The 25,859-nt window shown below is 44.4% G+C and carries 14 protein-coding genes, 2 tRNA genes and 1 pseudogene; 14 read left to right on the forward strand and 3 right to left on the reverse strand.

Annotated elements, in window-relative coordinates:
* Positions 1 to 77: 77 nt before the first annotated feature.
* Positions 78 to 1,121 (reverse strand): annotated as a pseudogene (locus AB5935_RS18805) (sensor histidine kinase); the annotation flags it as partial.
* Between the two features lie 231 nt (positions 1,122 to 1,352).
* On the opposite strand from AB5935_RS18805, the gene AB5935_RS18810 reads away from it, so the two are divergent.
* From AB5935_RS18810 to AB5935_RS18850, 9 genes are all read left to right on the forward strand, one after another.
* Positions 1,353 to 2,585 carry a site-specific integrase gene (locus tag AB5935_RS18810; RefSeq protein WP_130053786.1) on the forward strand — a complete coding sequence of 411 codons (1,233 nt, stop codon included), beginning with the start codon at positions 1,353 to 1,355 and terminating at the stop codon, positions 2,583 to 2,585.
* A gap of 2 nt (positions 2,586 to 2,587) precedes the next feature.
* Entirely contained in the window at positions 2,588 to 2,992 is a 405-nt protein-coding gene (locus AB5935_RS18815; RefSeq protein ID WP_057281875.1) for a hypothetical protein, read from the forward strand.
* Between the two features lie 256 nt (positions 2,993 to 3,248).
* A complete protein-coding gene (locus tag AB5935_RS18820) occupies positions 3,249 to 3,602 on the forward strand; it encodes a helix-turn-helix domain-containing protein (protein ID WP_057281874.1) in 354 nt (117 codons plus the stop codon).
* Positions 3,592 to 4,668, forward strand: a complete 1,077-nt coding sequence (locus AB5935_RS18825; protein WP_130053785.1) for an AAA family ATPase — start codon at positions 3,592 to 3,594, stop codon at positions 4,666 to 4,668. Before AB5935_RS18820 ends, AB5935_RS18825 begins: the two co-directional genes overlap by 11 nt.
* Positions 4,669 to 4,877: 209 nt before the next feature.
* Complete coding sequence (locus AB5935_RS18830; RefSeq protein WP_130053784.1) at positions 4,878 to 5,840, forward strand: toprim domain-containing protein; 963 nt, start codon at positions 4,878 to 4,880, stop codon at positions 5,838 to 5,840.
* Positions 5,841 to 6,026: 186 nt separating this feature from the next.
* Positions 6,027 to 7,394, forward strand: coding sequence for a MobV family relaxase (mobV, locus tag AB5935_RS18835; RefSeq protein WP_368327518.1), 1,368 nt, complete (start codon positions 6,027 to 6,029; stop codon positions 7,392 to 7,394).
* 345 nt (positions 7,395 to 7,739) lie between these two features.
* Complete coding sequence (locus tag AB5935_RS18840; RefSeq protein ID WP_130053782.1) at positions 7,740 to 8,198, forward strand: hypothetical protein; 459 nt, start codon at positions 7,740 to 7,742, stop codon at positions 8,196 to 8,198.
* A gap of 114 nt (positions 8,199 to 8,312) precedes the next feature.
* The gene (locus tag AB5935_RS18845) at positions 8,313 to 11,939 is read left to right on the forward strand and encodes a leucine-rich repeat protein (protein ID WP_195306191.1); all 3,627 of its coding nucleotides are present in this window, start codon (positions 8,313 to 8,315) and stop codon (positions 11,937 to 11,939) included.
* Positions 11,940 to 12,563: 624 nt separating this feature from the next.
* Positions 12,564 to 14,861 carry an outer membrane beta-barrel family protein gene (locus AB5935_RS18850; RefSeq protein WP_007838994.1) on the forward strand — a complete coding sequence of 766 codons (2,298 nt, stop codon included), beginning with the start codon at positions 12,564 to 12,566 and terminating at the stop codon, positions 14,859 to 14,861.
* A gap of 65 nt (positions 14,862 to 14,926) precedes the next feature.
* Here the strand turns inward: AB5935_RS18850 and AB5935_RS18855 are convergent, their stop codons facing one another.
* Entirely contained in the window at positions 14,927 to 16,621 is a 1,695-nt protein-coding gene (locus AB5935_RS18855) for a S41 family peptidase (protein WP_038611842.1), read from the reverse strand.
* A 43-nt stretch (positions 16,622 to 16,664) separates the two neighbouring features.
* Complete coding sequence (locus tag AB5935_RS18860) at positions 16,665 to 17,651, reverse strand: adenosine kinase (protein WP_038611845.1); 987 nt, start codon at positions 17,649 to 17,651, stop codon at positions 16,665 to 16,667.
* An 80-nt stretch (positions 17,652 to 17,731) separates the two neighbouring features.
* Between AB5935_RS18860 and AB5935_RS18865 the strand changes: the two genes are divergently transcribed.
* The 5 genes from AB5935_RS18865 to AB5935_RS18885 all read left to right on the forward strand — a co-directional run bounded on the left by AB5935_RS18865 (position 17,732) and on the right by AB5935_RS18885 (position 25,734).
* A tRNA-Asn gene (locus AB5935_RS18865) sits at positions 17,732 to 17,805 on the forward strand.
* A 24-nt stretch (positions 17,806 to 17,829) separates the two neighbouring features.
* Positions 17,830 to 17,903 (forward strand) — tRNA-Asn (locus AB5935_RS18870).
* A 137-nt stretch (positions 17,904 to 18,040) separates the two neighbouring features.
* Positions 18,041 to 22,261: a hybrid sensor histidine kinase/response regulator transcription factor gene (locus tag AB5935_RS18875; protein ID WP_120053564.1), complete on the forward strand. Its 4,221-nt coding sequence runs from the start codon at positions 18,041 to 18,043 to the stop codon at positions 22,259 to 22,261.
* 82 nt (positions 22,262 to 22,343) lie between these two features.
* Positions 22,344 to 24,608, forward strand: coding sequence for an alpha-N-acetylglucosaminidase (locus AB5935_RS18880; RefSeq protein ID WP_007855404.1), 2,265 nt, complete (start codon positions 22,344 to 22,346; stop codon positions 24,606 to 24,608).
* Positions 24,609 to 24,615: 7 nt separating this feature from the next.
* Positions 24,616 to 25,734, forward strand: a complete 1,119-nt coding sequence (locus tag AB5935_RS18885; protein WP_051926317.1) for an acyltransferase family protein — start codon at positions 24,616 to 24,618, stop codon at positions 25,732 to 25,734.
* Positions 25,735 to 25,859: the final 125 nt, after the last annotated feature.

The raw sequence follows: 25,859 nt of genomic DNA on the forward strand, positions 1-25,859 counted from the left end.
GGCAAAATCCTGAGCAACTTTTTGTTGCTCAGGTACTTAAAAAGTTTAATTTATAATAGTGTTGCGGAATTAAGGTTCAAGAATTCTTCATCAGCATATACCCATTCTGATTCCAAACGAAGAGAGAAATGTACAGGTTTATCTGCCTTAGCAGTATATTTCTCAATGAGGTCCTCTAACATCGGACGGAGTTGTACCTCCTCTTTCCAAAGCCTCAATTGAGCATTTTCCAATTTTGACAGCGTCAGCACCTTGTTGGTCAGTGACAATAAATGTTCACTCTCGTCCTCCAATATCTGAAAATGCTTCTCACGTTTATCCGGATAAATATCCAACTTTCCTGATTTCAACATTCGGGTCCCCATCAAGATACAGGCAAGAGGAGTCTTCATCTCATGAATCATGGCGTATGAGAAATCCTCACGCATTCTAGCTATTTTATTCTGATGGGCAATAATACGAATCTGATAAACAAGACAATAGACAATCATTGCCATCATCAAGACAGTAGCAATGAGAAGCAAGGTCATCTGTTGGAAAATAATCCAATAAGGATTAACAATAAAAGCCTGAAGATTCTCCGTGCGTTTATAATTGATAGGTTGTAATCCGGTTTTCAACAAACCATAATCCCCCACCTGTATGGAACGGGAGCTTCTAAGAATATTCCCCAGCGAATCTGTCACACAGGTTATTACCTCTGCATCCAATCCTTCGGCAGCAAGACCTGTCCGATAAATAGAATCTAAACTTGACAAAGAAACAGACAATTTATAATCCCTCTTGACAATCTCTTGCATGGAAACCTGCATATTGGACATCAACCATTGGTTCACATTTTCATCAACCCTGTCATCCTTAAAAAGATCATAATCTTCATCCAAGCTTATTCTAACCATAATGGAAGTATCTCTGTCCTTATACTTCTTTTGCAAAGAATCTTGATATACTTCCATGCGATAAAACACCTCACGCATCGTTGCATCTCTAAATACTTCATTGCTTCTGAACTGTATACTTTCCTTAGTTAGCTTATAAGTATTTACAAGCCAAACGTACTGCAAACTGATGATTGCCAACAGTCCAATACAAGCCACCCAACGAATATGTTTGATTGTCATACACTTATATCCTATCCATACTTTGTTAACGTAATGTTAAAATAAGCCCATTTTTATTTATTTTCCACCATTTTACCTACATACGCAAATCACTGTATTATAGCGTATTTTAGCAAATTTTCTCTCCAAATAATTTGCATCGTTTTCCGATAATCTCTATTTTTGTATGCAAATCGTATGCACATATATTTGCATACAGACCAAGTAAAGAACCATCAAAAACGGCAGATTATGTACAAGTATTCAAAGGACGGAATTTCGGTGCTGTCGGTACTGGACGCACGCAGGGCGAAGAAAAGCGGCTTGTTCCCCGTGAAGATACAAGTCATACACAACCGCAGGCAGAAATACTATTCCACGGGGCAGGAGCTGTCAAAGGAGGATTGGGCGAACCTTGCGGAAAGCAAGAGCCGCAGGCTCACGGAGGCACGCTCGAACATAGAGAACAGCTTCTCAATCATCAAGGGGCAGGTGGAGGCACTCGCCGAACGTGGAGATTTCGCGTTTGACCTTTTGAGTGTCCGGCTGGGCAGATGCTCCACCGCGACAGTGAACGCCGCGATAAAGGCGAAGACGGAAGAGTTGAAACATAACGGGCAGGCGGGTACGTACCGCAGCTATCATGCACTGCTGACGGCGGTGGAGGAGTTTGCAGGGAAAGACATTCCGTTTTCTGCCGTCACGGTGGACTGGCTGAACCGCTGCGGAAGATTCTGGACGGGCCAAAAGAAAAGCAAGTCCACGCTCAGCGTCTATTTCAAGATGCTCAAGGCGATAATGAACCGGGCAAAGGCGGACGGCATAATAAAGGAGGCGCACTTCCCGTTCGGCAGGAACAGGTTCGAGATACCCTCAGCCGAGGGCAGGAAGCTGGCACTCACGCTGGAACAGATAAAGAGGCTCGTCACCTATACCGACGGGAGGGAGGAAACCGAGCTTTACCGGGACATGTGGTTCTTCTCCTACCTCTGCAACGGCATCAACTTCCGGGACATGCTCTATCTTACTTACGGGAACATCGTGGGCGGTGAAATCTGTTTTGTCAGGGCAAAGACGATGAACACTTCCAAGCAAGTGCGTACCATACGTGCGGTGCTCACTCCCGAGATGCGGAAAATCATGGACCGCTGGGGCAACCCCGATGACGGAAACCCCGGCACGCTCATCTTCAAGTTCGCCACGGGGAAGGAAGACGGCTTCGCCACCAAGCACCTTGTCGATACGGTCATACAGAAATGCAACAAGGTATTGGGCAGGATAGCCGAGGCGGTGGGGCTGCCCCCCGTGACCACGTATTCGGCCCGGCACTCGTTCGCCACCGTGCTCAAGCGCAGCGGGACGAACATCTCCTACATATCCGAAAGTCTGGGGCACTCCAACCTTGCCATAACGGAGAACTACCTTGCCAGTTTCGAGCGGGACGAACGGATGAAGAACGCGCAGTTACTTACCAAATTCGACTGACCATGCCAAGAAAGAAGACCAGAGAGATAAAGATACGGCACCTCAAATGTTTCGGTGCCATATGGGAGGAGCTTTCCGGACATCCCGGGCTTGCCGGATATGAGATAACGGAGGCCGTGATACGCGTGCAGGAGCGGGTACGGCCCACCATAAACAATGTGGAGGCGGTCATCGAACGCATAAGGTTCAGCCACGCCACCCGCAAGTACAGGTATCCCGCCATCCTCGGCAGGGAGATGATAGGCCAGAGCGTACTGGCAAAAATGGCGGGCGTGAGCCGCCAGACCATAGCCCGGTGGGAGGAGCTGGGCTTCATATCGCGCTCCGACATCGGGATACCGGGAGAGAAATATTTCGTAATAGAAGAAGTCATTTCCCAACTCGGAAAGTTAAAGGGTGTGAAATAATAGTACATTCCGAATCACTTGACATATGTGTGCAAAACGGTGCCATTGGAGGATTATGTCCGCCTATTGCACCGTTTCTCTTTTTACCCGCCCCACGCAGTGTCACCCAAAGTCATGAAACGTCCATAAAAGTCATATCCGTGTTAAGTTATTTGCGGTTTGATATTCGCTTTCCTTTATTCTTCCTTTGCGCCACAACCGGTTGGAACGGCTGTGACGACAGCCATAGTAAAACACCCAAAAAGAAAGGAAGGACATGAACCAGATTATTCTTACCACGCCCGAGGAACTCCGGGCAATCGTGAGCGAGAGCGTCTCGCAGACACTGGCGGGGCTGACCCTGCCGAAAAACGAACCCGACAACCTCACGCCGGATGCGGCTGTGGGGGTGCTCGAACAGCACGGGTTCCTGATTTCAAAGGCCCGCCTCTACAAGCTGACCGCCAAGGGGGATGTGCCGTTCCGCAAGTACGGGAACAAGCTGCTGTTCTCCCGCAGGGAGCTGCTGTCATGGGCTGAAAGCCTCGCAAGACGTGTGAACGACAAGGGCGAAGCGGCACTCGCCATCGCCAGAAGCGCAAATCGAAAACTCCGCAGCCATGGAAAGTAACGAGCGTATAGAAGAAGTGACCCGTGAGAACGCCATCATCATCTGGCAGGCCTCACGGCTGAGCATCGGCATGAAATGTGAGAAGGCCCCCGAGATACTGAAGGCGAACGGCACTGTCGTCGGCACACTGGGCAATTTCAGCGCGTCCATCGGCAAGGCGAAAAGCAAGAAGACGTTCAACGTCTCCGCCATCGTCGCGGCGGCGTTGAAGAACGGCACGGTACTGCTGTACTCGGCGGAACTGCCCAAGGACAAGCGGAAAATCCTCTATGTCGATACCGAACAAAGCCCCTATCATTGTCTCAAGGTGATGGAACGCATCCTGCGCATGGCGGGACTGCCGACCGACCGGGACAGCGAGCACCTCGAATTTCTCGCCCTTCGCAAGTACACCCCGAAAGAACGCATCGCAGCTGTGGAGCAGGCCATCTACAACACCCCGGAACTGGGGCTTGTCGTGATAGACGGCATCCGCGACATGGTGTACGACATCAACAGCCCCGGCGAATCCACACGCATCATCTCCAAGCTGATGCAGTGGACGGACGACCGCCAGATACACATCCACACGATACTGCACCAGAACAAGGGCGACGAGAACGCAAGAGGGCATATCGGCACGGAGCTGAACAACAAGGCCGAGACGGTGCTGCTGGTGGAGAAGGACAAGAACAACAGCGACATCAGCCGGGTGTCGGCCATGCACATCCGGGCGATGGACTTCGAGCCGTTCGCCTTCCGCATCAATGACAGGGCACTTCCCGAACTGGTGGAGAACTATGCCCCGCAGGAGAGGAAGGCCGGAAGACCGCAGCAGGAGCCGTTTGACGCGTACAGGCACATCACGGAGCAACAGCACCGCATCGCTCTGGAGGCGGCATTCGCACTGAAAAGCGAATACGGCTACAAGGAACTGGAGGACGCGCTGATAAATGCCTATGCCGCCGTCGGCGTGAAGCTGAACCACCACAAGGCGGTATCACTCATCACCACGCTACGGAGCAAGCGGATGATAGTGCAGGAGAACGGCAGGAAATACACCTTCATGCCCGATTTCCATTATTAACCCGGCTGCGGAAAAACGCTTCACTTTATTCACGGTGCCTATATATAAGGGAAAAGCGAAGCGGTACGCGGACATCACGCAACCGCTTCACTTAATACCCGTATCCTATATATACGAGCATTTAAGTGAAGCCATGTATATGCCGTACCTTATATAAGAAGGTGCGGGCGAAAAAACAAAAACAGTCATTCATTCAAACACTTACACGTATGGACATTCAGACAGCGAAACAAATCAGCATAGCCGAATACCTGCACAGTCTGGGGTACTCACCCGTAAGACGGCAGGGCGACAACCTATGGTACAAGTCACCGCTGAGGGAGGAAACCGAGGCCTCGTTCAAGGTGAACACCGAACGTAATCTCTGGTACGACTTTGCCACCGGGAAAGGCGGCAACATCATCGCACTGGCGGCGGAACTCTACGCATCCGACCATGTGCCCTACCTTCTGGAAATGATAGCAAGGCAGGCACCGCACGTGCGCCCCGTCTCCTTCTCTTTTGGCGGGCAGACATTATCACAACCAAGCTTCCGGCAGTTGGAAGTAATGCCGCTTTCTTCCCCCGCCTTATTCTCCTATCTGCGGGAAAGGGGGATAAATACGGAACTGGCAAAAAGAGAATGCAGGGAGGTGCACTATCTGACCGACGGCAAACCCTACTTTGCCGTCGGTTTTCCCAACCGTTCGGGAGGCTACGAGATACGCAACAAGTTCTTCAAGGGATGCATAGCCCCGAAAGACATCACCCACATACGGCAAACGGAACCGGGGGAAACCTGCTGCCTCTTCGAAGGTTTCATGGACTACCTCTCCTTCCTCACGCTGCGGCAGGAGAGGCATCCCGACCGCCCCGCCCTTAACGGACAGGACTATATCGTGCTGAACTCGGTTTCCAACCTTTCCAAAGCCCTGCGGCCGCTGGGGGATTATGAGCGGATACACTGCTTCCTTGACAACGACCGCGCCGGGTTGGAAGCCCTGCGCGAAATCCAAAGAGAGTACGGTTCGCGTGTCCGCGACGCATCACCTGTGTACAGCGGGTACAAGGACCTGAACGACTACCTGAACGGAAAAAAGTTGTCACAGCAGGTGAACCCGGTACAGCAGGCAAAGCAAGTACAGTGGGTGCAGCAGCCGGGCAAGAAAAAGGGGAAGGGCATCGGAATGTAACCCACGCATCCCGCAGGCTTTTTGCACAGTGAAAAGCCATAGCTCAATAGGGCGTTTTCTTCACGCAGCGCAAGCGCAGCTAAAAACGCCCTATTGAGGCGAGGGGCCGGCCCCTCTGCACACCCCGTTCGCCGTGAGGCATATCCGCACGGCAGGCGGAATTGTCAAACCTAAAAAGACTTTACAATGGGATATTTCTCACTCGATTTCAGAAAAGCGAAGGGGGCATCCGACAGCCGGATGTCCGACCATATCGAGCGCAGGGTGATAGCGCCGAACGTCGACCCCATGCGCACGCACCTGAACCGCGAGCTCGTCCGGATGCCCGAAGGCATCAGGGAGCGTGACGATGCGATTGCCGCCCGCATCAGCAGTGCGGGCATCAGGAGGAAAATCACCCACGACCAGGTACGCGCCATCCGTGTCATGCTCTCAGGAACACATGAGGACATGATGGAAATAGAGAAAGCCGGAAAACTGGACGACTGGTGCCGGGACAGCATGGACTGGCTGTACAGGACCTTCGGGCGGGAGAACGTGGTCTCGGCGGTGCTGCACATGGACGAGCACACGCCGCACATACACGCCACACTTGTACCGATAGTGACGGGAGAGCGCAGGAAGGCGGGACAGAAGAAACCGAAGGAGGGAGGACGAACCTACCGCAAGAAGGCGAATACCGCCAGATTGTGTGCCGACGACGTGCTGAACCGCACCAGACTGCTTGCCTACCACGACGACTATGCCAAGGTCATGGTGAAATACGACCTGCAACGCGGGGTAAGAGGTTCGGAAGCCCGGCATGTCTCCACCGCCCAGTATTACCGCGATTTGAGGCGGCAGACGGGTGAACTGGAAGCGAACGTGCGACAACTCCAAGCCGAGCAGGAAGAGGCGGAAAAACGGCTGGAAACGGCCAGAAAGGAAATCAACACGCAAAAGCTGGAGGCGGTCAAGGTGGAGGCAAAGACCGCCATCATAGCAAAGGTGGGTTCTCTTTTGGGCAGTGGAAAAATCAAGGAGCTGGAGGCGGACAACCGCAGCCTTCAGAACGAGATAGCCGCCCGCGAGGAGAGCATAGAGGACTTGCAGGCCAGTCTGCAACGGCAGCGGGGACAGTACGGCAGGGAACTTGCCACGGTGCAGACCGACTACATCCAAAAACTGGAAAGGGAAAGGGAGCGGACGGCATATCTGCAAAAATGGACGGATCGTGCGTGCGGATGGTTCCCGCTTTTCGCCGACGCGATGCGCATGGAGGGGTACTGCCGTTCGGCAGGCTTCACGCCCGAGCAGACGGACCGGCTTTTCACCTTCCAGCCGTTGGAATACAGCGGAAACCTCTACTCCGAAGAGCACAAGAAAAGCCTCTCCGTGACGGACGTCACCGCACAGATGGGGATAGAGCAGGGAGAGAAAGGGAAACGCTTTGTCCTGCGCATCAACGGAAAGAACATCCTCGACTGGTTCAGGGAGCAGTTCGAGAGGCTGCTCCGACGGATACGGCCAACGATACAGCAACCGCAACGGAAAAACAAGGGATTCAAACTGTAATGACTATAAATACTTATGTGCCAACATAAAAAATGCAGGAAATATTATTGCGCTTCCTACATTTTTCATATTTTTGCATTTGAAGAGAGGAAACTCCCTTCAAGACATTTTAGAATTTGAAGAAGCGTTATGCTGAACTCTTGCGAGTGAAAACCTGAGAAATTTTCAAAGATGACAAGAACGGCATAGTGGTTCTCACGCATATAGCGTGGGCTGCTATAACCATATCTGTCATCAAAGGTTTTCTCAGGACCTTCACTCAAAGACGTGGCATGCAGTTCCACGCTTCGTGTTTAATAGAAAACCTTGAGGAGCTGAAAGGTGTACTTAAAAATTAGTTGTATTATGAAAAAAACTTATTTTTTATTTTTGTTGGGATTAATGTCTATTATGACTTTCGGTTTTAGTGCATGTTCCGATGATGACGAAAAAGCCCCCGAATCTTCATCCGCCTTAATAGGTACTTGGGAAAGAATATCTTGCACTTATCAGTATAAGGAAAACGGAGAGATCGTAGATGAAGGCAAAGATGAAGGTAATGATTTGGTTGGTTTTAAATTGGTTTTCAAAGAAGATGGGACATGTAAGAGTGCTGAATACCATACAGACAAATGGGATTGGTTCGATGAAGGTAAATGGAGTTATAGTAATGGAATAATTACAATAACCGACAATAACGAATCAGAATTGATAAAAGTAAAAACATTAACAGACTCTCAATTAATAATCGAAACAACAGATAAATACACAGAAGACGGAATCTTTTATGAAGATTATGAACTCACAGAGTATCGCAAAATCTAATAGGGATTCATCTATATTCACATCGAGCGATAAGTTTCGTAATTTAACAAATAAAACTCTTCAGGAACCTGAAAGTTATTGGAATATCACAATGAAATATTAAATTCAAAAAGTATGAAACTGAAAAAAATATCTATTTTATTCATACTGTTGCCGTTATGCATATTCTTTACAGCTTGCAGCAAAGAGAATGACAACGCCCCGAAACAATCTGAGAACATTATCGATTTTGAGCAGGGAAATATGAATTTTACAGAAGGAGCAGGCGAACAGACATTCTCCTTTACGACAAACACTGCATGGGTAGTAAGCGTAGCTTCCACACGGAACAGGGGAGTCCCTTGGTGCACCGTTGCCCCTACAAGTGGGAATGCAGGTAGCCACACTATAAAGGTCACCACAACCCCAAACGAAACCTATGACGACCGCAGTGTGACAGTCACTTTAAAGGCGGGTGCGGAAGTCAAAAGCTTTGTGGTTTCCCAAAAACAGAAGGATGCCCTCCTGCTTACCAATGACAAGTTTGAGGTGGACCAAGCGGGAGGAACTGTCACAGTAGAAGTGAAATCCAATGTCAGCTATACCGCAACTATCGGTGAGGAATGCAAAGACTGGATAAAAGAGAGCAACAGTACCCGGGCATTGTCCACCACGACAAAAAGTTACACTGTTGCCATGAACGAAGACGGTAAAAAACGTGAGGGAAGCATAATCTTTTCAGACGGTTCCTTAACGGAAACGGTACATATCTACCAAGCTGGTGGTTCCATAATTCTTTTGAGCCAGAACGACTGTCATGTAAGCGCTTCAGGGGAAGAGATTACGGTGGAACTGAGAAGCAATTGTGATTATGAGGTCGTCATGCCTTCTGTAGATTGGATAAAGGAGACCATGACACGCGGCATGTCCAGCCACACACTGCATTATACTGTTGCACCCAATGATTCTTATGACGGCAGGAAAACTGAAATCATATACCGTGACAAGTCGGATAGCAGCATAGCTGACACACTGACCATCCTGCAAGCGCAGAAAGATGCCATCATCATTTCAGAGAAAGAGGTGAAGGTCGGCAGTGAAGGCGGTACGGTTGAAGTGAAAATTGACGCAAACGTGGACTTTGAGATGCAGCTTCCGGATGTAGAGTGGATAAGCGAGACTTCCACCCGTGGATTGTCAACGCATAAAAAGTATTTGAAGATAGCTGAGAATACGGGTGAAACTTCGCGAACAGCAGAAGTTGTTTTCAAGAATACCACCAGCGGGATTGAAGAGACTTTGACCGTCAGCCAGTCCGCCAAAGGAAAGAGGGTGAAGGTTCATGTAGAAAAGGCCGGCACATTGTCTGACTATATTGCAGAATCAGAAAAACTGAATGTTGAGGAACTGGAAGTTTCCGGAAACTTAGGAGGAAAGGACATTGCATTTATCCGTGAAATGGCGGGAACATATAATCACGCCAACACGGAAGGGAAATTGGTTTATTTGGATATGACCGAGGCGAATATCGTAGCGGATGGAGAATATTATCTCCCCAACTCATCAGGAAAGGAGTATTTGCCAACGGAGAACACCATTGGCGAACGTATGTTTACCAGCCGCGGTTTACAGACGATATTACTGCCTAAAAGTGTCACATCAATAGATGACCGTGCTTTTTCCTCGTGCCACTCTCTTAACAAAGTGGTTATCTACGAGAATAGTGTCAAAACGATAGGAATGGCGGCTTTCGAGTATTGCTCCAGTCTTGCTGATATTGTCCTACCAGAAGGTGTGACAACAATAGCGCGCAGTGCTTTTTGGGGTTGTTCCAGTCTTTCCCGTATTGATTTGCCGGAAGGTGTAACAACAATAGGACACAGTGCCTTTTATGGCTGTGAGAAATTGTCAAGTGTCAAGTTGCCCAATAGCCTGACCACCATTGAGGGATTCGCTTTCAGTGGCTGCAATGGACTCACCATTACTATTCCGGACAATGTGGAATCAATGAGTATGCTGACTTTTTCCGACTGTACTGGACTTGATATAACCATACCGGGGCGTTTTTTGACTAAAATAGAAAATCCGATAGGTTCTAACTGCAAAGATGTTCGCGTGACCATCGCAGAAGGAACTACGGTTATTGAAGAATATGCATTTCAGAAACGCCCGGGTATTGTCAGCGTCACGATTCCTGAAAGTGTGACATCGATAGGACATGCGGCTTTTTGGCAGTGCTCGGGACTGACCGATATCATCATTCCCAGCAGTGTAACTGAAATAGGCGATGACGCTTTTAGCAAGTGTACAAATCTTACCAATGTCACACTGCCTGATGGTCTAACTTTCATAGGGGAAGGTGTATTCAATGGTTGTACCAAGCTCTCGGAAATAAATATACCGAAAAAAATCACAGCAATAAACAATGCTACATTTAGTGGTTGTGTTTCATTGCGTAACATGATTATTCCCGACAATATCCAGTCAATAGGGGGTCGTGCATTCGAGTATTGTTCCCATCTTACAATGACAATACCCGAAACCGTCACTTCAATAGGCAGCCAGGCTTTCAGGAACAATGCAGACCTTTCCATCGCCATGTCCGGAAATCTTTTGGATAATGCTCTTTTCTCTGATTGTGAAAATCTAAGAATAACGTTGTCTAACGGGTCAACGTTTATCAAAGAAAGTGCATTAATAAACTGTAGCGGACTAATAGAGATCCATATTCCCAATAGCGTCTCTTCAATAGGAGCCCATGCATTCTACGGTTGTACCAATCTGAAAAATATCATTATTCCTAATAAGGTGACTTCTATCGAGGAAAGAACGTTTTACGAGTGCAAGGGACTTGTCAGTGTTGTTATTCCCAATAGTGTGAAATCAATCGAGTATGAGGCTTTTAATGGATGTTCAGCTTTGAAAAGCATTGTTCTTCCCGAAGGAATGACATTGATTAAGAAATGGACTTTTGCCGACTGTAGCTCCCTTGTGGATGTTACTTTGCCGAGCACAATGACCACACTGGAGTACGGTGCTTTTGAGAATTGCACCTCCCTTCGCAGTGTGACCATTCCTAATAGTGTAAATACAGTCGACGCTCCATTTTACGGTTGTTCCAGCCTTTCCGACATCAAAGTACCTGACTATCTGTATGAAACCTCCATTTTTAGTGGAACCGGTATTACCGATATCACTGTTCCGGAAGGCACAACGGTAGTCGGCAGTTTTGCAGACTGCACCAAGCTTGCTAGTATTACATTCCCGGAAGGAATCAAGGCACTTACCGACTTTTCCGGTTGCAGTAGCCTTAGAGCCATAGATATTCCGGACGGAGTGTCGGTCATTGGTTCAGCATTGTTCAGAGGATGTGTCAATCTAACCAAAGTCACCATTCCCAATAGTGTTGTTTCATTGGAATGGTTTGCTTTTAGCGATTGCAGTTCTTTAACCCGCATTACCATTCCCAATCATATTGCAACAATAAGCTCAGGTGCATTTTCCGGCTGCTCTCTTCTCACCAATGTCACATTAGGCAGTGGGGTGGCTTCTATAGAAGATATAGCATTCCATAATGCACCGATAAGACAATTGCGATGCTACGCCGTTGTCCCTCCTAAACTGCATGGGGTGGTTGATGGTTCTTTCAGCGCAGATTTGGTTAAAGGGGCTACGCTGTATGTTCCTGCCGGAACTGGTATGGCTTATTCAGAATCAGACTGGAAGATATATTTTGAAAATATTGTTGAGATGGAAGAGTAAGCGAGCACATGAAAGGAGGTGTGTCGTAATGCGCGATGCACCTTCTTTGTGCGTAAAAAAAGAGGTGGGCAATTTTGACACACCCCCTTTGAATTTCTATATCTAAAAGCAAAAAACCAATATCGGGATGACACACTCTAAAAACAGCCCGCTAATTATTACAAAATGATATTACGTACCCGACTGGTCGGTGCGGTTCTTCCATTATGCGAACAAATTCCGGTAACAAAATGACAAAACGGACACCCCACCGAAAAACAACATTTTTTTCTTTTTTCCTAAACACCTGTCAGTAAAGAACAGAGTATTTGTCAAGGGCGAAGGGTAAAATACCGTACGAACGAAACGAACACAGGAGATTTTTTACCCGGAGAGTGAAACGTTCCCTTACAAATATTTGTTTCTATTTTCTTCTAAATACACTATGTGTATGCAAATTGTATGTCGCATTAATTGTGTTTCATGTTTGTAAAATCATTAAATCTTTGAAAATAAAACAGTTATAAATATAGATATAAATTTAATATATTAACATAAAGTTAACCTGCTATTAACCAGGTAAGGAAAAAAGTCTCCCTACTTTTGTTTCGTCAAAGTTAAAGAAAATATTAAAAACAAATAGATATGAAAAAGCAAAATTTTATCATCACATCGCTATTTTTATTTTGGATTATAGGAACAACCGCTGCACAAACCATTACCGGAAAGGTTATAAACATCCATGCACAAGCCATTGACGGTGCAACCGTCATCCTACAAACCATTGATTCTACTTTCGTGGACGCCGTAATCACAGATACCACCGGTTGCTTTAGGTTCAACCGGCAACCAGCATCTTATCGGCTGATTTTCCAACACATCATGTACGAAACCCTCTTATTGACAACTACAGGAGAAGACACAGGCACGATTACCCTGAAAAGTAAAGATTATGCCCTGGACGAAGTTATCGTCAAAGGGGAACGCCCTCTTGTAAAAGTGGAAGAAGGAAAATTATCGTACGATCTGTCACAACTCACCACACATAGAATCGTGAACAATGCTTATGAAATCCTTCAGCAATTACCCGGTGTACAAGAAATAAATGGCAACCTTTCATTGGCAGGCGCACACAATCTGAGCATTATTCTAAACGGAAGACCCACAACAATGAGTCACGAACAGTTAGCCATTTTATTAAAAAACACTCCGGCTTCACGTGTAGAAAAGGTAGAAGTTATGTATAGCACACCGCCGCAATATCATATAAGAGGTGCTGCCATCAACTTACTTTTGAAAGTTTATCGTCCGGAAGAAAGCGGGTTGCAAGGAGAAGTTAATGCCGGATATCTATACAATTACAGAAATGGCACACAAGGAGGAATCAGCCTACTTTACACCACTCCTAAATGGAATATAGACTTGCTATATAATACCCATTATGAACAAAACAGACAAACTACAGATACGTACTCACACCACACCTTAAAAAATAATGTATATGATATCTGTCAACACAATAACATTGACAGAAAAGGAATAACACATTATGTACGGACAGGCGCTGAATATAAATTCAATGGTAGTGCTCATATCAATTTGGCCTATACCGGTATCTTCAACCCTAACAACGATAATCATTCGTATTCCGACGGGAACATCACAACCGCAGACAATCGGACAAAAAAGGAGGCTCAAATGCACAATCTCGCTTTAGATTATCTCTCTGGCTTCGGTATGAAAGCTGGAATAAATTATACCTCCTACCATTCCGAAAGTCATCAGCAATTCACCAACAAAGACAACAAAAAACAAACAAGCGAATTTCATACGACTAGCGGACAAATAATAGACCGCTGGAAAATATACGTAGACCAGTCACACACACTACCACGAGAGTGGACCTTGAATTATGGCACCTCTTTGACTTATGCCAGTGACCATAATACTCAGTTCTATCATACCCAAAACGGAACAGATATGAGCGAACTTAACACAGACAATCGTTATAACGAATATACATATGACTTCTATGTCGGATTCAGCAAAAATATGGGAGAACGTTTGTCTTTCAGCGCATCCATAACCGGAGAATACTACAAAACGGCCCGTTATCATGCATGGGCGGCTTATCCTACAGCCGAATTAACATACGTAATGACCCCAGCGCATATTTTACAACTTGCATTCACTTCAGATAAAACCTATCCCAGCTACTGGGATCTGAGCGAAAGTACCGGCTATATAAGTGGTTATGAAGAAGTACAAGGCAATCCAATGTTAAAGCCATCCACCGACTATTCCGTAAATCTGAATTATATTTTAAAGAACAAGTATATCTTCAGCCTAGCTTATGACTATGAGCCCGATTTATTTCAGCAACTGGCTTATCAGAGTACGGAACGCCTGACATTGATTTACAAGACCCTGAACTGGGATTATCAGCAAAGTTTTTCAGCCACTGCCATCATTCCCTTCAAAATAGGCCATTGGCTGGACAGCCGTGCCACACTACAAGCAGAATACAGGCAGGCGAAATGTGATAAATTCTTCGACCTTTCTTTCAACCACAGCAAATGGATTGGATTGGGAATGTTACAGAATAACCTAACGCTGTCTACCCAACCGGACATACGCATGGAACTGACCGGACTTTATTTAAGCCCATCCATTCAGGGAAATTATGATTTAAGCAATGTATGGGCCATCCATGCCGGGTTGCGATGGAATTTTGCCAACCAAAAGGCGAGTCTTCAACTGAAAGCCACTGATCTGTTCAATTCAATGCAAGGAGATATAGATGTAACACTGCGCAATAAAGGGCAGTATATGGACATGCACATCAACAGTTATTCACGCAACGTAACTTTATCCTTTACTTACAAGTTCGGAGGCTATAAAGAAAAACAGCATAAACCAATAGACACTTCCCGATTCAAATAAAGCATCATCAATAGTATCATGACACAGTAATAAGGGGCAGATTCGTACATCCGCCCCTCATTCGATTATTTCATAACAGAAAGTATCTTACTATATTCAGACTGATTATTCAATATCTCAATAGCTTTTTTCAGATCAGGATCATCTTTCAAGCGTTGCAGTATCGCGCCACGTTGGAAATAGTAACGTTTCAAAATCTCCTGAGCAATAGCATCTTTTATCTCTTTCGAGAACCTGTCCAACTCATGATCCAAATTATGCGTCAATTTCGTTTCCAAAGCGGCAAACTCTTCTTTTGCCCCATCCATATATCCTTCAAACTCTGCTATTTCTTTCAAGTTCTTCAGCATCTTCTCACTTTGCCGATCATAAGTAAACTTACGCTTATGTAACATCTTCTTAAAATCAACATAGTCAGCATCTGTTATTGTAAAGTCTTTCACTTCCCCTACCTGAGAATGCTTGATACAATATTGGGTAGCATAATCAAAAATCATATCATCATTAAGCAGATAAAACATAATGTTTGGGAAATTTTCAACTTTCACCTCCACATCCGGACGAATACCGCCACCATCACGCACTTCACGTCCGGCTGCTGTATGGAATACATTGGTCAGGCTGTCCGGAGTACGGGCCACAGACCCGTCAGCATTACGTTTAGCATAATCAATAGCTTGAATGCATCGTCCGCTGGGAATATAATATTTTGCAGTAGTTACTTTCATGCTACTGTTATAAGGCAATTCACGAGGAACCTGTACCAACCCTTTACCATACGTACGGCTTCCTACCACAATAGCCCGATCAAGGTCCTGCAAGGAACCTGAAACAATCTCGGATGCCGAAGCTGTAGAACCGTCCACTAGCACAGCCAGCGGAATCTCTGTATCTACCGGTTCATTCATTGTTTTATAAGTGGTACCAGCTTGTTTAATCTTACCTTTTGTTACCACAATCTCTTTCCCTTTCGGCACAAAGAAATTCACTACATTCACTGCTTCCCCCAACAAACCGCCACCATTGCCACGCAAATCGAGAACAATAGATTTAGCACCTTGCTGTTTCAATTCTATCAATGCCTTCTTTATATCTTTTGAACAGTTCTCTATAGCAAAAGTACTGATAACGATATATCCCACATTATTGCCTACGATTCCATAATAAGGTACAGGGTTCGTACGGATGGTAGAACGGGTTATTTTAAATTCCATTGGCACATAAGTACTATCAGAAGTAGGTCTCTCAACTTTCAACACACAAGTTGTTCCCGGCTCACCACGCAAATTATCACTGACATACGAGGTCAGATCATTGGGAATTCTGTCTCCCTGGGCCATATCTTTTCCATTGATCTCCATGATGATATCACCGGCTTTCAGTCCTATTTCGGCAGCAGGGCTTCCTTCGGAAGGTTCAATAATAGCCACACGCTTTCGGGGAGTATAATAACGTATTACCGATCCGATACCGCCAAACTTTCCGCTAGTCATTTCCTTTAGTGTATTATCTTCTTCAGGATAATACTCCGTGTAAGGGTCGGTCTGCGCCAACATAGCATCAATACCATATTTTATCACTTTCTCAGGATCAATAGTATCAACATAAAACATATCCAATTCCTTGAATATCGCATTGAAGATATCCAAGTTTTTTGCTATCTGGAAATTACGGTCATCACCTTTATTAAAACTAAACAAAGCGCTACCTGTCAGGCCCACGCAAATCATTAACAATATTTTCTTACTATTCCACTTCATCACTTTATGTATTTGTGAACCGCAAATTAATACATTATTCTATTCAAGCCTGTAGAAGGGCCTCTATATTTAACTTTATTTCGTCCCATTTTTTCTTTGATAAGGTTGTACCCACCACTTGTATCACATTGGATGCTAAAATAGAACCTATAATGGAACACTTCTCCAAAGAATAACCACAAGTCAGTCCATACAGAAAACCTGCTGCATAATAATCTCCCGCGCCAGTGGTATCCACGACTTTTTTTACCGGAGGTACCTCTAGTTTGATGCATTCCGTACCTTTCTTTATACATGAACCTTGGGCACCTAGTTTTACTATTACAACACTGCATTTAGAAGCAATTTCATTGATAGCCCCCCATGCATCCTTGCCTGTATAAGCCTTTGCCTCTTCCTCATTAGCAAAAACAATATCCACGTATTTAGTTATCAAAATATCGAAGAATTCCAAATCTCCTTCCACAATATTATAACTGGCCATATCCAAGCAGATTTGCAATCCAGCCTCTTTTCCTAATTGCATAGCACGAAGAATCAATTCATGATCCTGTACCAAGTATCCTTCTATATATAGATATGCATACCCCTTAAACATATCCAACGTCAGATTTTCGGCTTTCATAGTGGCAGCAGCTCCCAAATAAGTGCCAAAAGTACGTTCTCCATCCGGTGAAATGAAAGTAGAAGCCACTCCTGTAGGTAAATCACCGGCAAGTAATTTCATGTCAATTCCCTGCTTCAAACCATTTTTTTTAAAATATTGCCCAAAATCATCGTTTCCTATCTTTCCGATAAATCCCGGATGTGCCCCTAGATTAGCTAATGCCAAGACTGTATTTCCCACACTTCCCCCTGTAGCTTTATGCGTTTTCATATCAGAGAATTTACCACTGATTTTCAGAAATTTATCTTCATTTATAAGTTGCATACTTCCTTTGGGCAAACTCATCTCATCTAGTAGCGAATCATCTTGCAAAGTAACAAGAACGTCAACCAATGCATTGCCCATTCCAATTATTTTATCCATTTATCTAAAATTTTTCTGCAAAGATATTGCATATTTCGGAAAAACCTATTATCTTTGCACCGCATTTGAGAGAAAAACCTTCTTCGTTAGCTCAGTCGGTTAGAGCATCTGACTGTTAATCAGAGGGTCCTTGGTTCAAGTCCAAGACGAAGAGCACTTTTAAAGTCAAATGCAATTTTCTTCGTTAGCTCAGTCGGTTAGAGCATCTGACTGTTAATCAGAGGGTCCTTGGTTCAAGTCCAAGACGAAGAGCACAAAGGTTCGCAGATAGCGAGCCTTTTTTATTACTATATATAATAAAAGCCTTCATCACATTCTTTTGTAATTCCATTGTAATCTCCACCCGCCATTTTACTTATATTACCCTCAAAAACAAGATTTCCATTCAAATGTTTTGGAACTATCTTACTATTATTTACATTTGTTGGGAAACAAGTACTGATATGAAAACGCACATCATAGCACTTTTTCTACTTATAGGAGGAGCATTGAATTTATTTGGAGAAAACTTACATAACTTTTTCAACCGATATAATTTCAGCTTTATTACAGAAGATACTGGGTTACCCCATAACTTTATCAATGATATTTACAAAGACACTCAAGGATATATCTGGGTAGCTACTAATAATGGAATAGGACGGTATAACGGCTATCAATTTATTCATTATAATTCCCAGTCCCACTCCATTCGCTTGAAAAACGACTACGTGCATAAAGTCTGTGAGGATAAGTTTCAACGACTCTGGATAGGGTCGGAAGAAGGAATAGACCTCATTGACTTGAAACATTATACACAGATAGACACGGACAAAGAACTGCCTGCCGAATTGAAATTTCTAGCAAGTAACTACATTGCATCCATCTATCGAGACAAGCAGAATAATTTGTGGATATCGACAGACAAGAATCTATGGTATCTGGAACTAGGCGTAGACGGGCAAATAAAAGATTACTATAAACTGAAAAAAGATACAGAATCCCCCATCCACGCTGTTATTGACCTGCAAGAATACATCTGTGCAGGCATAGATAATCATGTATGCCGTATTGAAAAAGGGAGCAACCACTTACTGAAAACCAGCATGGTATCGGAGCTGCTGAAACCCTTTTCAGAAGACTGGAGAATTCTCTGCATGGAAACTGACGGGGAATTGTTATGGATAGGAACCAATCGCGGACTCTTCAAGTATAACCATACCCAGCAGAGTTTGAACCGGTACCGTTACTCCAATCATCGCCCCGGAATGCTAAGTCAAGCCTATATAACCGGAGTTAAACTGACTAGCAAAGGAGATGTCATCGTTTCCACTCTGAACGGACTCAATGTATACAATCGGGATACCGATACTTTTACTTATATCCGCCAAAACAATGAAATGCCTGACAAGTCGTTGAACTGTAATTTCATCAACTGCCTGCTGACCGACAATGAGAATATCTGGGTAGGGACTGAGATAGGAGGAATCAATTTATTGACTCCCAATTGTCTGCAAACGTATGTGTGGCAATACAACTATCTGCGAGAAACCTCTCTTTCCCCCAATCCGGTCAATGCCATCAGCGAAGACAAAGACGGAAATCTATGGGTAGGAACAGTAGAGGGAGGACTCAACAAAAAGAGCAAAGGCAGCGATGAGTTCATCCATTATACTTTTGACCAGAATAATCCCACTTCCATTAGTAACAACTCCATCCGTGGCATTCTCATTGATTCCGAAAATCATTTATGGGCATATACTTGGGGGGTCGGAATCAATGAACTAAATCTAAATATACCCCATAACCAAACTTTCCAACGCCATATCCGGGAAGACTCCATAGGATTGGAGGGAGATTTTCTAAGCAGCGCCTGTGAAGACACCATGAACAATGGTTTATGGTTTGGTACTACCAGAGGGCTTCATTTCTACCATAAAAAGACCAAGCGTTTCACCCGGGTCTTGTTTGACCGTTCCGACAATGAATTCGATGCGGTAGGGTCCATCATTATCGACCGCAAGAAACGTCTTTGGATGGGAACATCTGAAGGAGTTTTCATTATGGATTTATACTCGTTCTCCATTTCCTCCACACAATTCAGCTATACCTATTTAAAACATAAACTGACGGAACCCACTTCATTGCAATTAGAAAAAATAAACTGTATCATAGAAGATCATAATGGTACCATCTGGCTGGGAGCAAATGGGAACGGACTATATCAACTAACGGAAGAAAATGGAACACAGTTCACATTTCATAACTACACCCGCAAGGATGGGTTACCCAATAATACCATTATAGGTATTGTGGAAGATAAAACGGGACATCTGTGGATGTCCACCAACCACGGCATCGCCCAACTGGATACACAAACCATGACTTTCACCAATTATACAAAAGAAGACGGACTGCCCAATAATCAGTTTTATTGGAACGCATCTTATTATTCTCCCCAAAATAATCTGTTATATTTCGGTACTATAAACGGATTAGTCGCTTTCACCCCCGATATAGCCAAGATAAAAAAGCAGGATGCCAAAGTCAAACTGACCTCAATCAGTGTCGCCGGTACCATGGTCTATCCTCCAGCAGACGGAAAAACTCCCTGCGCGGTAACAAATTTACATACCATCCGTCTGCACGAAAAAGATCATGGTTTTTCCATCGAGTTTTCCACCTTAAACTATGGAAACTGTAACCGAGTGAAATATGCCTACCGCTTGAAAAATTATGAGAATGAATGGACAGAAACCCTTCCTGGCGAACATACTGCTAGATACAATTTCATTCCCTCCGGAAAATATGTGTTCCAAGTCCGTGCCACAGACGAGAAAGGACATTGGTCTGATAAAATAACGGAAGTCAAAGTAACCATCACTCCTTATTTCTATAAATCCTGGTGGTTCTATTTATTGCTTGCCATTCTGATCACCGTAGGCAGCTATTATTTTTATCAATGGAAAATAAGTCTGTACCGTCAACAGAAAAAACAACTGGAAAAAGAAGTAGCCCAACGCACCCATGAGCTAGAGTTACAAAATAAACAACTAGAAATAATGGCACGACACGTCGAGGAGGTAACGGAAGAAAAAATTGCTTTCTTCACCAATATCACTCATGAATTCCGGACACCAGTCACTTTAATCAACGGTCCCATCCAACGCGCCCTTGACGAAAGCCATGAGCCGGAAGTAAAGAAACAGCTACAAATAGCTGAACGGAATTCCAATTATCTGCTATCACTAGTCAATGAATTAATGGACTTCAGAAAGTTAGATGCAGACAAAGTTGTATTAAATAAGACAAACGAAAACTTTATCCGCCTTATACAAAATATATTAATGCCTTTCGAAGTATTTGCCCATGAACGGAACATAAACATCATCACCTACTTCCGGCTCTGTACCCCGTTTTGGATATTTGATGTTGAATATATGCGCAAAGCCATTATTAATCTGATATCCAATGCTGTTAAATTCACTCCCGATTATGGAAAAATAAGTTTGTATGTGGCTTCCCTTACCGACAAAGACAACCATACCTGGCTGTTCATAGATATAAAAGATACAGGTAATGGTATCGTACCCGAAGATATAGAACGTATTTTCGAACGCTTCTACCAATCCAAAAAGAGCATCAAATATCCCGTTTATGGACAAAGCAGCACAGGAATCGGACTATTCTTATGTAAGAAAATCATTTCTCTACACGGAGGCAACATCTATGCAGGAAACAATCCCAAGCAAGGAGCTTTCTTCAGAATACTATTACCTTTGGAAAAAGGTATCCCCCAAGCCGAATCAGAAAAAGAAAAATATGAGCAGAATGAACACCCACTTTCCATTCCTGCCAATGGAAACGAGAAAAAGGAAACCATCCTCATTGTTGAAGATAATGCAGATATGCGTACTTATATTTGTTCCATTCTCAAAAACAATTATCAATTAAAAGAAGCACAGAACGGTGCAGAAGCTCTTTACTTGATTCAAAGAGAAACGATTGATTTGATTGTCAGCGACCTGATGATGCCCGTCATGGACGGGAATGAATTATCCCGCCAGGTAAAAGCTAATCTGGCTACTTCCCACATCCCCTTTCTCATGCTCACTGCCCTCCGGTCCGAAGCCCAAGAAAGAATCAGCTACGAAATAGGAGTAGATGAATATCTGTGCAAACCATTTGATGAGGTTATTCTAAAATTACGTATCCGAAATATACTTGCCTTACGCCAGAAATACAAATCCATGTTCTCCACTAGTATGAATTGTGAAACATTGAATATAAACGCTAGTTCCAAAGACAACACATTTATGACATCGGCAATCAATTTAATGAAAGAACATTATGCCGACTCAGATTATAACTTAGAGCGCTTTATCCGCGATATGGGATACAGCAAAACATTAGTCAATCAGAAATTACAATCCTTAACAGGGCAATCCATTGGCCAATTTATGAGAAACTACCGATTAAATGTGGCAAAAGAGACTTTAACCAAAGTCGAATGCAACATTTCTATTGCAGAAATCGCATATGCTGTAGGTTTTAACGACCCCAAATATTTCACAAAATGCTTCAAAGAGCTGTTTGGAGTACTTCCAAGCGAATATTTTGGAAGAAAATAGTTCACTTTACTATTTTACTCCATTTGTGCACCATATTCTCCTATAGAAAGCTTTGTTTCCCTTACATTTGTAAAAAACAGAAATGCAAATGTATATGAAAAACATATTCTTATTATTGAGCTGGCTGATACTACTCCCCTCCGGTATACTGGCAAACCCTATCAAGGGAATGCTGGAAAGGATAGACAAGGGAGCATCGAACAAGTTCGTAGTCGAACTACACAAAAGCTCTAACGACTTTTTCGAGTTAGACCGGAAAGGCGACAAGGTAGTGATACGAGGTAACACCTATATTAATATAGCAACCGGCATCAACTGGTACTTAAAGTATCATGCCGGAATCCATCTGTCATGGAACGGTATGCATGCCTCACTACCCGATGTTCTTCCTCCCGTCCTCCGTAAGGAACGCCACGAAACAAACCTAGCCCTGCGTTATGACTTCAATTACTGCACCTACTCTTACTCCATGGCATTCTGGGACTGGAAACGTTGGGAAAAGGAACTGGACTGGATGGCACTACACGGAATCAACCTGCCGCTCGCTGCCGTAGGACATGAATGTGTATGGCGTAACCTATTACTCCGGTTGGGGTTTTCCAAACAGCAAATCAATAATTTTATTGCCGGTCCGGCATTCCTTGCCTGGTGGGAAATGAACAATCTGGAAGGATGGGGAGGCCCTAATCCCGACAGTTGGTATGAACAACAAGAAGCCTTGCAAAAAAAGATATTGCAACGAATGAAAGAATGGGGAATGCACCCCGTACTGCCCGGTTATTCAGGTATGATCCCCTCCAAGCTGGATTTGGGAAAGCGTATTGATAGTGGAAAAGAAAAGAAAACAGCAAGCGACACTTCCTCGGAATCCGCCCAAAGCACCCTCAACAAATGGAACGGATTCGACCGACCGGGAATCTTACTGCCCGACGATCCCAAGTTTACCCAGATTGCCAACCTTTTTTACGAAGAGACCGAAAAGCTGTATGGAACAAGTGACTACTACTCCATCGATCCTTTTCATGAAGCCAAAAGCTTGCCTGCCGGACTAGACTTCGGCAAAGCCGGCAGGGCTATTATGGATGCAATGAAGAAGGCTAACCCCAAAGCTGTGTGGGTGGTACAAGGATGGACAGAAAACCCACGTCCGGAAATGATGAAAGCGCTGAATCCCGGCGATCTGCTTATCCTTGATTTATTTAGCGAATGTCGTCCCATGTGGGGCATTCCCTCTATATGGAAACGAGACAAAGGATACGAAGAACACAACTGGTTGTTCTGCCTGTTGGAGAATTTCGGGGGGAACGTGGGCTTGCATGGAAGGATGGACCAGCTTCTTCACAATTTCTACCTGACCAAGAACAATCCACTGGCCGCTCAGCTAAAAGGCATCGGTCTGACGATGGAAGGCATTGAAAATAATCCCGTTATGTTCGAACTGATGTGCGAACTTCCTTGGCGTGCAGAAAAGTTTACCAAAGAAGAATGGATCAAACAATACATCCGCGCACGCTATGGCACAGACGATGAATCTATCCGGCAAGCTTGGCAGATCCTGGCAAACGGTATCTATAACTGTCCGGCAGGCAACAACCAACAAGGTCCTCACGAAAGTATCTTTTGTGGGCGTCCATCGCTGAATAATTTCCAAGCATCCAGCTGGAGCAAAATGTGCAACTATTACGATCCCACTACCACAACAGAAGCCGCACGGTTGATGGTGAGCGTGGCAGACAAATATCGCGGTAATAACAACTTTGAATATGACCTGGTGGACATCACCCGACAAGCCATTGCCGACCGTGCCCGAATAGTGTACAATTACGCTGTTGCCGACTTTAAAAGCTTCGACAAAAAAAATTATGCCACACACACCCGACAGTTCCTGGAACTGTTAATGATGCAAGACAAGCTGCTGGGCACACGCAAGGAATTCAAAGTCGGAAACTGGATTCAACAAGCGCGCAATCTGGGAATCACATCTGAAGAGAAAGACCTCTACGAATGGAACGCCCGCGTACAAATCACCACATGGGGAAACCGCTACTGCGCCGACATCGGCAAATTACGAGATTATGCCCATAAGGAGTGGAACGGGCTGCTGCGCGACTTTTATTACAAACGTTGGGAAAAATACTGGCAAGTACTGCAAGACCAACTGGATGGCAAACTTCCTGTACTGCCAGTAGGTAATTCATCAACCCCCACTGCCGATAATCCAGCCATGACCATAGATTGGTATGCCCTGGAAGAACCATGGACACTGGCAAAGAACATCTATGCGGCATCTGCCGAAGGTGATTGTATAGAAGTAGCGAAAGAGGCTATAACATTGATAAACAATTGATAGTAAGATGAAAAAGGAAGAGCTCAATACAGAAACCGCACAGCAGGCACCGCCCATTAAAAAGAGGCTTTTGTCACTCGATGCACTCAGGGGCATCACTGTAGCAGGGATGATTCTGGTCAACAATGCAGGAGGCAAAGTGTCGTATGCACCTTTGCAACATTCTGCATGGAACGGACTGACACTTTGTGACTTGGTTTTTCCTTTCTTTCTGTTCATCATGGGTATTTCAACATATATTTCATTAAACAAATTCAATTTCAACGTTTCCCTACAAGTGGTAACCAAGATATTGAAACGCACATTTCTTATTCTATGCATCGGATGGGCAATCGGTTGGTTTGACCATGTATGTGAAGGTGACTTCCTGCCTTTTGTCCATCTGCGCATTCCCGGGGTACTGCAACGCATTGCTTTATGTTACTGTGTTATTTCTTTTACAGCCCTATTTATGAATCATAAGTTCATCCCCGCATTAACCTTTATCTTACTAGTAAGTTACACTGTCATATTATGCATGGGGAACGGTTATGCCTGCGATGAAAGCAATATTTTATCCATTATTGACAGGCAACTTTTCGGCGAAGCGCATCTCTATCAAAAGAGCCCGATTGATCCGGAAGGATTTGTAAGCACTCTCTCTGCTATCGCCCACACTTGTATCGGTTTTTCATATGGAAAATGGATAATACAAAGCCATCAGACAGAAAACAAAGTACTCCGTTTGTTCTTGACCGGATTCATTCTGATAAGTATCGGCTATTTATTGGCAGATGCGCTGCCTTTAAATAAAAGAATATGGTCTCCTACTTTTGTTTTGGTGACCTGCGGAGCGGCTTCCATGTCACTTGCCACACTAATGTATTATATAGACATAAGGAATAAACAAAAATGGTGCCGCTTCTTCATCATCTTCGGCGTCAACCCCCTATTCCTCTATGTATTGAGCGAAGTACTTGCCATTATGATGGGAAGTACCGGATGGAAAGCGGCAGCCTATGCAGCCATTCATTCAGGAATAACCGACGCCTACCTTGCCTCAGCCGTCTACGCCCTCGTTTTCACTCTGTTTTTGGGGGGTATCGGTTATCCACTATATCTTAAGAAAATATACATCAAACTGTAACAACAGATTCACAATATATAGAGAACTATACAGTATTAAACAAGAACATATTAATCCTTAATTCCGCAACACTATTATAAATTAAACTTTTTAAGTACCTGAGCAACAAAAAGTTGCTCAGGATT

Source organism: Phocaeicola sp. RTP21198st1_B8_RTP21198_201120 (assembly GCF_040929485.1).
Taxonomy (GTDB): Bacteria; Bacteroidota; Bacteroidia; order Bacteroidales; family Bacteroidaceae; genus Phocaeicola; species Phocaeicola dorei.